General features: G+C 57.8%; 8 protein-coding genes. 2 read left to right on the top strand and 6 right to left on the bottom strand.

Features of this window, described 5'->3' with window-relative positions; genetic code table 11:
• Positions 1-74: 74 nt before the first annotated feature.
• Positions 75-1,025 (bottom strand): hypothetical protein, encoded by a 951-nt coding sequence (locus BMZ66_RS19435; RefSeq protein ID WP_092677428.1) that lies wholly within the window; start codon positions 1,023-1,025, stop codon positions 75-77.
• Between the two features lie 32 nt (positions 1,026-1,057).
• Positions 1,058-2,014: a stage II sporulation protein M gene (locus BMZ66_RS19430; RefSeq protein WP_092677426.1), complete on the bottom strand. Its 957-nt coding sequence runs from the start codon at positions 2,012-2,014 to the stop codon at positions 1,058-1,060.
• Between the two features lie 173 nt (positions 2,015-2,187).
• On the opposite strand from BMZ66_RS19430, the gene BMZ66_RS19425 reads away from it, so the two are divergent.
• The gene (locus BMZ66_RS19425; protein WP_092677424.1) at positions 2,188-2,922 is read left to right on the top strand and encodes an RDD family protein; all 735 of its coding nucleotides are present in this window, start codon (positions 2,188-2,190) and stop codon (positions 2,920-2,922) included.
• 109 nt (positions 2,923-3,031) lie between these two features.
• On the opposite strand, the gene BMZ66_RS19420 is transcribed toward BMZ66_RS19425, so the two are convergent.
• The 3 genes from BMZ66_RS19420 to BMZ66_RS19410 all read right to left on the bottom strand — a co-directional run bounded on the left by BMZ66_RS19420 (position 3,032) and on the right by BMZ66_RS19410 (position 9,208).
• Entirely contained in the window at positions 3,032-4,534 is a 1,503-nt protein-coding gene (locus BMZ66_RS19420; RefSeq protein ID WP_092677422.1) for a RagB/SusD family nutrient uptake outer membrane protein, read from the bottom strand.
• 15 nt (positions 4,535-4,549) lie between these two features.
• The gene (locus BMZ66_RS19415) at positions 4,550-7,747 is read right to left on the bottom strand and encodes a SusC/RagA family TonB-linked outer membrane protein (RefSeq protein ID WP_234795183.1); all 3,198 of its coding nucleotides are present in this window, start codon (positions 7,745-7,747) and stop codon (positions 4,550-4,552) included.
• A 747-nt stretch (positions 7,748-8,494) separates the two neighbouring features.
• Positions 8,495-9,208 (bottom strand): SDR family oxidoreductase, encoded by a 714-nt coding sequence (locus tag BMZ66_RS19410; RefSeq protein WP_092677418.1) that lies wholly within the window; start codon positions 9,206-9,208, stop codon positions 8,495-8,497.
• Between the two features lie 249 nt (positions 9,209-9,457).
• On the opposite strand from BMZ66_RS19410, the gene BMZ66_RS19405 reads away from it, so the two are divergent.
• Positions 9,458-9,988 (top strand): GNAT family N-acetyltransferase, encoded by a 531-nt coding sequence (locus BMZ66_RS19405; protein ID WP_092677416.1) that lies wholly within the window; start codon positions 9,458-9,460, stop codon positions 9,986-9,988.
• Between the two features lie 101 nt (positions 9,989-10,089).
• Here the strand turns inward: BMZ66_RS19405 and BMZ66_RS19400 are convergent, their stop codons facing one another.
• Positions 10,090-11,727, bottom strand: coding sequence for a bifunctional GNAT family N-acetyltransferase/carbon-nitrogen hydrolase family protein (locus tag BMZ66_RS19400; protein WP_234795182.1), 1,638 nt, complete (start codon positions 11,725-11,727; stop codon positions 10,090-10,092).
• Positions 11,728-12,113 lie beyond the last annotated feature (386 nt).

Below are 12,113 nucleotides of genomic sequence, written 5' to 3'. Positions count from 1 at the left end.
GTTGGCTCAGCGGCCGGCTGTAAAGCCCAATAGCAGTAAGCTTGATTTATGAGTCACATGCGAACGCACCGGTTTTAATATTCGCCCTCCTCATCGAGCTGGTAGGTGCTGTTGGTCGCTTGCGGGGCCGTGGTTTTTCCCAGGGAGTCTATCAGGCGACGCAGGCCGACTCCATCGCGGCGTTCTACCAGGTTAAAATACTGAAAGGCCAGCGCCACGAGCAGGGGAGGGAACAGCAACAGCAAGACCAGGCTATTGATGCTGGCCATGATAATGCTGAACACAGGCGAGTGCAGACGGCTAACCTGAAACATGGCGGACAACCCTCCCGAAAACAGCGTTACGGAAATGCCAATGCCAACTATCACCAGATAAAAGATGAACAGCATGATGGCTATCAGCCCGAAGGTCGACCACCATTTCCCGCTGGTCAGTTGCAGGCAGCGGCTGAGCGTTTCGCCAAACCCAGTGCCCTCCACCACCTTCACCACGAAAAAAAGGCTAAGCGCGACCGAAAAGTAGATGCCTGGAATTACTAGGAGGAAGAAGCTAGCGGTGATTAAAAAGCTAAGCGCCCACGCCGAAAGAAAAGTGCCGACAAACTCCCGGCGCACCACGGCCCACACCTCGGCCACGCTCACCTCGCCACTCGTAAGCTGGGGTCGCAGGCACAGCTTCACGTAGCCGTACACGCTGAGCAGCAGCAATGTAAAGGCTGCCGTGCCCAGGATTGTCTTTATCCAGTAAGCCGGGGCACTCAGCATGGCTCCCCACATCCCTCCCTGAAACAAGCCGGCGAAGGTAGAGCCCTGCCCTCGCATGGCGCCCTGCACCGAACCAAAAAGCTCGGCATCGAACAAGGCCGAGGCCAGCGCCTGCAGCAGCACCGCGGGCACTACAAGGTAAAGCAGCACACGGCCCAAAGGCCGAAAATGCGCCGTGATAAACTCGAGGGTAGCCGAAATCTTCTGACCGAAATCCCGTTCCTGACGGAAGTCTAGTTCGTGGGTAAACTTCGATTTCATAGTGGATAGAATAATTCAGCCTGAGCTGGCTGTCAGGCTGCAGCGCCCTGCTCCAGGCGCCGCACCAGCTGACGGGGATAGAGAATAAAATACCAGCCAATGAACGCCGCTGAACTGCCAATAATGGCGAGGCTGGCCGCAATCGGCATTTCGGTGTGGCGGGTCACAAAGCCTTCCAGAAAGCCCGCCAATACAAAAATTGGAACCAAGCCAATGGCCATCTTCAGGCCGTCGCGCGCCGCTTGGCGGAAGGACTCGCCCCGCGCGTAGGTGCCCGGGAACAGCAGCCCCCGCGCCATCACAAAGCCCGCCGCGCCGGCCACGATGACAGCCGAAATCTCCAGCGTGCCGTGTATCCAGATGGTGAGCACCGAGGCCTGCAGCACGTGGTACTGGTGAAAAAAATACTGAAACGAGCCCAGCATAATGCCTGTGCGGAACATCTGCACGAAGGTGCCAATGCCCAGCGTCACGCCCTGCACAAAGATGCTGAGCGCCACATAGATGTTGTTGGCCGTGATGCCCAGGAACATCAGGGTTTGGCCCTCTTGCTTGTACACGGCCATGGGGTCGCCCCGGCGAATGTTTTCAATGGTCTGGTTCACATAGGCGTCGCCCAGCACCACACGCACAAAGGAGTCGTCGTAGGCCGCTGAAAGCGCCCCAAGTAAGGTAAAAACCAAAAACAGCAGCGCCGTCACGGCCAGGGTGTGGTGGTGCCGGGCCACTACCAGCGGCAATTCCACGGCCCAAAACCGGCCAATACGGCCGTGGCCCTGCGGCTTGTTGGCGTAGAGGCGCTGGTGCACCTTGCCGGTGAGGCCGTTGAGGTAGGCGGTGGTAGGCGAATCGGGGTAGAAGGTTTGGGCGTAGGCCAGGTCGTCGGTGAGGGCCACGAAACGGGCCGCCAGCTCGTCGGGCCCGGCAGCAGGGCGCTCGTATTGCTGCCAACGCTCCTGGTTCTGGCGCAAAAAAATGGCTTCTCGCATTTCTCGATGTTGAAGGCCTTAAAGATAGGACGTGCCCGGCTTGGGAAGGTGCAAGAACAGGGCTGGCGTGGAAGTATAAAACCGCACATCAAAAACTCGTGTTCAGAAAGTAATGTTGGTGGTTTTGCGCGTTACTTGCCGCCCTTTTCGACTACTTCTTTCTGCTTCTCCTCATGGCCACTATCCGCGTTCAAACGGCCCAAAACGTTACGGTTGAGTACGAAGTCGCCAGCCTGGGCGACCGCGTGGTGGCCGCCATTCTCGATAACCTGGTGCTCATTGCCTGGGTAGTGGCTTGCCTGCTGTTGGTTAGTGTCTTAACTGCACGGAGTAGCACTGGAAATACCGCTGTCTTTTATAGCGTAGCATTGCTGGCAGCTCTTCCCTACGTGTTCTATCACTTGATATGCGAAGTATTTTTCAATGGCCAAAGCATCGGCAAGAAGGCCCGCGACATCAAGGTGATGCGCCTCGACGGCACGGCGCCCAGCATCGGCGACTACCTGCTGCGCTGGCTGCTGCGCATCATCGATACGGGTCTATTTGGCGGCTTAGTGGCCATCGTAACCATTGCCGCCAACGGGCGCGGGCAGCGCCTCGGTGACCTCGCGGCCGGTACCACCGTGCTCAAGCTGCGTCCCAAGGCCCACGCTTCGCCGCTGGCCAGCGCCGCCCTGCTGCCGAATTACCAGGTGGTATTTCCGCAAGCCGCCCTGCTCGCCGACCACGACGTGGCCCTCATTCGCCAGCTGGCGCAACGCGCCAAAGCCCGCGGCAACTACGAGGTGCTAAACGAAGTTGCCAACAAAGTGAAGTCCTTGACCGGCATCCACACCGATTTGCCCGATGAAGATTTTCTGCGAACCGTGCTGCGCGACCACGCGCATTTAACGGCCAACGGAGCGTAAATGAGCAGGCAGCAGTAGCGCGCCACTGCCCGGCCGGACACCCTACAAAAAGAGCGGCTTGCCCATTGGGCAAGCCGCTCTTTTTTGTAAAACACGCAACGGTAATACTCTAGTTGCGGGTCATCAGGCTGTTGGCAGCCAACTCCGTGTTCGGAATCGGCCAGATGTAGAGCGCATCAGTAGGGTTGACGGCTCCCACTGATGATTTACCGGGGATGGGTTGGAGCAGGCGCAGCAGGTCGGTGTTGCGCAGGCCCTCGCCCAGGAACTCGATGCGCCGCTCCAGCAAAATGGCGTCAGCCATAGCGTTGGACGAGGCGAAACTAGCAGCCGTGTAAGTGCCGCCGTTCGAGCGGCCGCGCACGGCGTTGAGTAGGGCCAGAGCCTGTGGGTCCACGGTGTTGGTCGAGCGCACCCGCGCCTCAGCTAGGTTCAGCAGCACCTCGGCGTAGCGGATGACAGGGGCCGGGTCAGTGTAGGGCGTACCAGTGGGATACTTCCGCAAATAAAATTCGGTGCTAGGAGGCGTACCGCTGGTTACACTCTGCACGAAGTTGGTGCGGCGGGTGTCGGTGGCGGCCCAGCGGGGGTCGTTCAGGATGCCGCCGGCGCCCGGGTTGAGGCTGTACTCACCGTTGCCCAGCGGCGGGGGCAGGAAGTAGAAAGCCAGTTGGTTCTGAGTGCCGGGCGCGTCCTGCGCCGTGAAGGGAAAGGAGAGAATGTTCTCCGGTGTTGTTCCGCTCGTGAACACGGCCGGTAGCGACGGGTTCAGCGCGTGAGGAACGCCAGTAGGGGCCACGAACGGCGCCACGGCCGGCACGAGCTTATTGGCCTCGGTGATTACGTCGGCGTAGCGGCCCATGGTCAGGAGCACCCGCGTTCTCAGCGCGATGGCCGTATTGCGGTGCGCCCGCGTGGTGGCAATGCCGGCGGCGGGAGTCAGGGGCAGGTTGTCTTCCGCGAACTTCAGGTCCAGCAGAATCTGGTCGTACACTTGAGCCACGGTACTGCGGGCCAGGGCGTTGTTATCGTTGTTAGTTTCGCCTCTCAGGCGCAGCGGTAGGCCGGGCCTGCTGCCGTTGCCGTCGGCGAAGGGCCGGGCGTAGAACTGCAGCAAGTGGTAGTAGCAAAGGGCGCGCAGAAACCGGGCTTCGCCTTCGTAGCCGAGCGCCGTCGCGGCGAAGGTGGCCGGGAAGGTGGGCGCCGTATACTTGCCCGTGTTGGCGGTGAGGCCGTCCAGAAACACGTTTATCTGGTTAATGGCTTGGTAGCCGAACCCCCAGGTATTGATAACGTCGTTCTGCGACTGCTCAGTAACCGTGTGGTTCCAGACTAGCAGGCCCGTTACGCCGTTGTTGGTGCGGTTGATGAAATCGTTGGCGCGGATGTCGCTGTGCACCTGCACCCGGCCGCCCAGAAAGCCGCCGGTCTTCACGTAGCGGTACAAGCCATTGACTTGCAGCATGATGCGGGCTGGCGTGTCGAAAGACACCGTATCCGATATCTGAGCTTTCGGGATGGGATTGAGCCGCTCTTCGCTGCAGCCGAGGGTGCCCAGCGTGAGCAGGCCCGTCGTCAGGGCCAGGGTGATGCGTTTTGCAATAATAGTCATAATGCGATGATGCGATTAAAAGCCCAAGGAAAGGCCGGCCGTGAAGGTGCGTGCCTGGCCGATGGAGTTGCGGTCGACACCGGCACCGGTGTTGCTGGCGCCGTTGGTCGAAATTTCGGGGTCGACGCCCGAATACTTGGTCAGCAGGGCCAGGTTCTGGGCCTGCACGTACACGCGGGCCGAGTTCATTTTAGCCTTGCTCAGCAAACCCGAAGTGAAAGTGTAGCCCAGCGACACGTTGCGCAGGCGGGCAAAGTCGCCCTTCTCCACGTTCGACGACAACACCAGGGCCGAGCCGTTTGAGACGTTGTCGGTGTACACCACGCGCGGGTACTTCGCGTTGCCGGAGGCTTCAGACGTCCAGCGCTCCAGAATGTCGCTGGCGTTGTTCCAAAACCGCTGGTCATGCAGGCCGGCCTTGGTACCGTTGTAGATGTAGTTGCCGCCCGAGAACTGCACGAACACGCCTAGGTCGAAGGCCTTGTAAGTGAAGGTGTTGTCGAAACCGCCGTACCAGGTGGGCAACACCGGGCCGAAGTACACGCCGTCGGCAAGCTGGCTCGGGGCCGGCACGTTGGCGCCGGTCGATACCAGCGTCCAGCCAGTTGAGCCGGGGCCGCTCGTGCCCTGGTGGTTGTACTGAATCAGGGCACCATCGGACTTTCGTTGCACGAGGCGCTGGCCGTTAAGCGGATTCACGCCGGGCGTGGGCACGGCCAGAAGCGAGCCTACCGAACGGCCTACGGTCGTGAAGTTCACCGTTTCGAGGCCCGAGGTGGCGGTAGGAATGCTCTGGTCGTTGTTGGCCAGCTTCAGTACCTCGTTCTTAAGCGTGGTCAGGTTGCCGCTCACCGTCCAGGTAAAGTTAGTTTTCTGAATGGCGTTGAAGCGCAGGTTTAGCTCAACCCCTTTGTTAACCATCGAGCCCACGTTGGCCAGAATGGAGTTCTGCAGGTTACCCGGACCGGCCGTGTTCGGAATGCCGATGGAAGGCGCGGCGGGCGCGGGCAGAATCAGCTGGTCAATCAGGTTGCGATAGTACGTTACGTCGCCCGTCAGCCGGCTGCCAAATAAGCCAAACGACAAGCCCACATCGGTCTTGCGGCCAATCTCCCAACGAAGGTTCGGGTTGCCCGCCTGCGAGTAAAACAATGTGGGGTTGGCCCCGTAGAGTCCCGATGCATACAGCTGTTGCGTGGCAAAGTCATCGATACCCTGAAAGTTACCAACGTTGCCATAGCTACCTACCACCTTCAAAAAGTCTACCTTGCTGGCCAGGGCGCTGTTTTTCCAGAAATCTTCTTCTGAGATAACGTAGCCGGCCGACGCCCCGTAAAAATTTTCAAACCGATTGTTCCGTGCGAAAGCCGAGTAGCCGTCGCGGCGGGCCGTGGCGGTGAGCAAGTACTTACGAGCGTAATTGTAGTTCACCCGGCTGAAGAAAGACACCAAGTAGTTGGCGCCCTGAAATTCACCCGATGGGGTGATGTTGGTGAAGTTGCCCTGGATGGTGGTGAAGAACGGGTCAGCCACCTGGGACCGGTTATAACCCGAGCGCAGCACGTCGGTTTGCTGCTGCTCATTACCCAGCAGCACCGAAAAGTTGTGCTTCTCGGCAAACGTGCGGTCATACTGCAGCGTGTTCTGCCAGTTCCAGCGCTTGTTGGTGCGGAGGAAATTGCTGGCCGAGCCTTGCGTCGCGAATCCGTCGCCGGCAATCGAAGTCAGGAATGAACGGTCTTCGAAGGTAATGTTATCGATGCCGTACTGCGTGCGCAGGTTCAGGCCTTTCAACACTTCCCAGTTGGCGAATAGGCTGCCCTGAATTTGGTTGCTCTCCGACGTGAAGTAGTTGTTAGCCAAATCCACCACCGGGTTGTAGAAGTTGCCGACAAGCGGGGCATTCGTGGTGGGGTTGAGGTTGGGTCCCGCGCCCAGGCCGGCGCCGGAGGTGTTGGGGCTGCCGTCGGCATTAAACGGCGCCACATTAGGCTGCAATACCAGCGGCAGGCGCCCCAGGCCAGCGGTGCCGAAGGCCGCGTCGCCCACCGAACCGGAGTTAGGCGAGTCGTTGCGGGTGTTGGAGTAATTAACATTGGTGCCCACAGTTACGCGGTCAAACAGCTTGTGGTCCACATTGAGGCGGGCGCCGTAGCGCTGGAACTCGTTGTTTTTCAGCATGCCGCGCTGCTTGGAGTAGTTCACCGACGTGAAGTACGTCGTGCGGTCAGTGCCACCCGAGAAATTCAGGTTGTGGTTCGACGAAACGCCGGTCCGGTAGATGTAGTCGTACCAATTCGTGTCGATGTTGTTGCCGTTGGCGTCCTGCCCGATTCGGAAGCCTTCAACGTTTGGAGTGGGGAGCGGTTGACCAGGTGGAGTAACCCGTACTCGGTTGTCGTTGAGGTTGCGTACGGCTTCGTTTTTGATGGTCACGTAGTCCTGAGCGTTCAGCACCTTCAGCAGCCGCACCGGCTGCGTTACGCCCACCCAGTTGTCGAACGAAAGCCGCGGGGCCTGCCCCTTGCGGCCGCGCTTGGTCGTAATCAGGATAACCCCGCCGATGGCCCGGGAGCCATAAATGGCCGCCGCCGAAGCATCCTTGAGCACTTCAATGCTTTCGATGTCGTCGGGGTTGATGTTGGCCAGGGGGTTGTTCGGCACGTTGGCCACCGCCGAGTTGTTGCCGCTGAAGGTAGGAATGCCATCCACCACGAACAGGGGAGCCCCACTGAGCGAAATCGAGTTCACCCCGCGGATGCGGATAACGGGCGGAGCGTTGAGCACCCCGTTGGGGGTCGTAATCTGTACGCCCGAGGCCCGGCCCTGCAAAGCCTGGTCGAAGCTTTGCACCGGCAGCGTCTTGATTTCCTTGCCGCTGATGGTAGCCACGTTGCCCGTCAAATCGCGGCGTGACTGCGTACCGTAGCCCACCACCACTACTTCGTCGAGTCCGGTGGGGTTTACCTTAAGGGTTGCGTTGACAACAGAGGCTCCACCGATGCTTACTTCTCGGCTGTCGTAGCCCACAAAAGAGAAGACCAAGGTGGTAGTTCCTTCCGGAACCGATAGAGAATACTTGCCTTCAACATCCGCTGAAGTTCCTAGTTTGGTTCCCTTGGCAAGCACTGTTGCGCCAGGAATCGTTGCGCCATCGGACCCAGTTACCGTGCCGGACACTGTCCGACTCTGGGCCCGGAGGTCTTGCGCCATCAGCGCTAAGACCATAACGAGCATTAGTAGTACTGCTTTTCTCATGTGAATGGTTTTTGGTAAAAAGGGAGTCTATTGGCGAATATAGTGGCCCATTTTTAAGCACAAGGGGCTTTTTATGTAAAAAATTTAATTTAATAGCTCTTCTAGGGGTTAAATAATTAAAAATCAGTAACTTAATTCTAAAAATAGGATTGGTGTAAGAATAAATAGTCAGCTATCAAATTTGCTGGACCTATGATAAAAGGTTACTGCAGCCTGATTAACCTATTATTTCTGAGTCGAACACGGATTATAAGACATAATGCATACAAAAAAATACTACTGCCTAACTTGTGGAGCTATAGAACTAGGAATAATACAATCCGACCCGAAGTATTGAATTGAGCAAGTCTTAAATTATGAGGTGTAAGCTTAGGTAACAGCGTTTCTACTCGTTATTGACCGCCTTATTCGTTTATCAAGCGTTATAGTAGCTGGTCTCAAGTGACCCCAATTTGCTTCGCTTAAGTTGTGCTCAATTTTTTGTCTATTCATCCCCTTAAAACTAAGGATATAATTCTTACATAAGATTGGCCTTTGAATAGCTTGACAAGCGCTTATGAATGGTGTTTCAACCTCTATTTTTAATTTGGGCTCCTAATCATAAAAAGCATGCCCGCTGGATGATTGCTCAACAAACGGGCATCCTGTAGTAAGATTTAGTATGGCTGTCACAAAATAGAACAGCCTAAAAAGGCATGTGGCCTACCAAGGGACGGGTTGCCCCTGCCAGGTAACGAAGCTGCCGTTTTCCTCGGCGTGCAGTTGGTCGGTGAGGCGGATGATGCCGCGGGCCGAGTCGGCGGGGTCCTGGGTGGCATGGTCGCCACCCATGTCGGTACGCATCCAGCCCGGGTCCACTATTACCGAGATGAGGCCCATATGGCCGATTTCGGCGGCCAGGCTGCGCATGTACATATTCAGGGCCGCCTTGCTGGCGCTGTAGTGGTAGGGGTCGCCGGTGGCTTTCCAGGTGAGGGAGCCTTGGCCCGAAGAAATGCTCAGGATGCGGCCCTTGTTGCCGGCGCGCAGCAACGGCAGAAGTGCCTGTGACACCAGCAGCGGCCCAATGGCATTCACTTGCATGGTCTCGATGGCATCGTCGTGGGTGAGTTGGCCCAAGCGTTGATGGGCGTCGCCGGAACCCGCGTGCGGATACACCCCGGCATTATTAATGAGCACGTCGAGCGCATCGGTGTTGCTGCTCACAGCCTGGACGCCGGCCGCAATAGATGCTGCATCGGTTACGTCGAGGGGCAGGAGCACGAGGCGGTCGACGTACTGTTGGTGGAGCTGCTGCAACTCAGCCGCCTCGGCGGGGTTGCGGCTGGCGGCAAACACTTGGTCGCCACGCTCCAAGTACTGGCGGGTTAGTTCGAGGCCCAGGCCCCGGTTGGCTCCGGTGATGAAAGCGCGCATGTTTTATTGGGTGATGTAAAAAGGCAGAGAAACAACTTGGAGGTGCAGTTTACGCACAAAAGCCTGTCTGGCTATCTTGCCGGGGTTGATTGAAGTTGGCATTGATGATTCTCATTCTGCACTGAGAGTCCCGCAGCCTTGCCGGGCAAACCTGAACTCGGCTTTGCAAGCGCAGGCTTTGGAGCTACCGGGCTTGCGCGCCGCAGTTATTTTCACTTATCCTTCTCTATACAATAGATACGACACGCCATGAACCCCATTATTTCAACCCTAGCCTCCGAACAGATTGAGCAGGCATTGCCGCAGTTGGTGGCTTTGTTTCAGGATGCTATTGCATCGGGAGCCGCGCTGGGGTTTTTGCCTCCGCTTCCCGCGGAAGAAGCCAGCAGCTTCTGGCGGCGAGTGCAGCAGAGTGTTCGGGCGGGTACGCTGGTCTTGTTTGTGGCCCGCCACGGGGGCAACAAGGAAATAGTGGGTACCGTGCAGCTGGCCTTGGCTCTTCAAAGCAACGGCAGCCACCGGGCCGAAGTAGCTAAAATGATGGTGCACCGCTCCGCTCGCCGCTTGGGCATTGGACGGCTGCTGCTGTGCGCCCTCGAAGCCAAAGCAGTGGAGCTAGGCCGCATCACGCTGGTGCTCGACACCCGGCAGGGCGATGCTGCCGAGCACCTTTACCAATCCTTGCACTACCAGATAGCCGGAGTCATACCTAGTTATGCCCAGAACGGCGACGGCACCCTGCACGCCACAGTGGTTTACTATAAACTACTCGGTGCTTAAAGAATAGCAGGTTTCGACAGTTAAAGTAGACAAACAAAAAACCGGCCCTACATAGTCACTATGTAGGGCCGGTTATCAGTAGATATTTAACAAGCTAACTTTTAGCCGGCCGCAACCGCCTTGCGGCGGCTGGTGCGCGGCAGGCGCTCCACGCCCTGCTCCAGCAATTCCTCGTCGCGCTCGGTCTTTTTGATAGTCCAGCTCAACGAGTACAGGTCGCGGCGGCGGTCGCGCAGGTTTCGCACGGCGCCGCTGGTGTTCAGGTCCTTGAGCAAGTCGAGGTCGAGGTCAGCAATAAGGGTCATCTCGGTGTTAGGCGTAGCCTCGGCCACGATGGCGTCGTGGGGGAAGGCAAAGTCCGAAGGACTGAATACGGCGCTCTGCGAGTACTGAATGTCCATGTTCTCGACCCGCGGCAGGTTGCCCACCGAGCCGGTAATGGCCACGTAGCATTCGTTCTCAATGGCCCGGGCCTGGGCGCAGATGCGCACGCGCTGGTAGGCGTTTTTGGTGTCGGTCCAGAAAGGGACGAACAGGATTTTTACGCCTTCTTCGCTCAGCATGCGGGCCAACTCGGGGAACTCCACGTCGTAGCACACTAAGATGCCGATTTTACCGAAGTCGGTGTCGAAGCACTTGAGCTTGTCGCCGCCGCGCATGCCCCAGTAGCTGGCTTCGTCGGGGGTCACGTGCAGCTTGTACTGCTCGTCCACGGTGCCGTCGCGGCGGCAGAGGTAGGCCACGTTGTGCAGCTTCTCGTTCTCATACACCGGCATCGAGCCAGCCACAATATTGATGTTGTAGCTCACGGCCAGCTCCATCATCTTCGCCTTGATAGGCTCAGTGAAGGCCGCCATGGCCCGGATGGCCACTGCCGGCGAATCCTCATTCGTCAGCGCCATGAGCGGGGCGTTGAAAAATTCGGGAAACATCACACAGTCCGATTTGTAGCCCGACACCGTGTCCACGAAGAACTCAATCTGCTGCAGCAAGTCTTCGAGACTGCGCGTGGCGCGCATCTGCCACTGCACAATGCCGATGCGGACGTTGGATTTGGTATTGCCGATGAGCTTTTCCTCTTCCTCGTAGTACACGTTAATCCACTCGAGCAGCGTGGCAAAAGCCTTGCTTTCGGAGTCGTAGGGCAAGTAGCCGCGGATAATTTTCCGCACGTAAAACTCGTTCGAGAGCTGGAACGTGAGGATGGGGTCGACCAATTCCTTGTTACGCACCATCTCCACGTACTTAGCCGGGGTCATCTCGCCTGCGTAGGCGGCGTAGCCGGGAATGCGGCCGCCGGCCACCATGGCGCGCAGGTTCAGGTTCTCGCACAGCTCCTTGCGGGCGTCGTAGAGGCGGCGGCCCAATCGGAGCGACCGGTACTCGGGGTCTACAAAAACGTCGACGCCGTACAGGGTGTCGCCGTTATCGTTGTGCGTGTCAAACTTGCCATGACCCGTAATCTTAGCGTAAGTGTGCTTGTCACCGAAGTCGCTGTATTGCACGATGATGGCCAGGGCGGCGGCCACCAGGCGGCCGTTGTCCTCAATGCCAATCTGGCCTTCGGGAAATTTGCGAAGCAGGGCCGCAAACTCATCGGCAGCCCAGGCGCCTTCCATGTTGGAATACACCTTGTCCATGATTTCCTTCACCGCCTTAAAATCGGAGCGGCGCAGCGTGCGAAGCACCAGCTTGTGGGCTGGCACGGCGGTAGGCGTGAGGAGTTCCAAGCCTGCCATTGCCGGATTGGGTTTGCCCACTTTTTTGGCGTGGGAGCCGCTAGGAGCGGTTTTGCCGTTTGAAGAAGTTGCCATATTGTTGAAAACGAAACTGCGAAAGAGAACGGGGGCGGAGGTGCAACTGCTGCTAGTGGCAACGGTTCGGCCCATTAAAATTACCCGTTAAAAAAGCTATAACCTGAGGAGGCCAACGGGGTACTTAACGCAAATTCAGGCAGAACGGTGCAAAATGATTGCGCGTCCTACGTTGTGGCACTGAAGCGGCAGGCACAGGCTCCTCACTGCAATGCACCTCGCATTGCTTTGTTTAGGCAAGGCAAGGTGCTGGTACAGCCCAGTTTATCAAAGGCAAAAGCAACATCTCAGGCGGTAATGGCGGCGGGAGA

It is taken from the genome of Hymenobacter arizonensis (assembly GCF_900115775.1).
Taxonomy (GTDB): Bacteria; Bacteroidota; Bacteroidia; order Cytophagales; family Hymenobacteraceae; genus Hymenobacter; species Hymenobacter arizonensis.
This window is presented reverse-complemented; position numbering and strand designations above follow the sequence as displayed.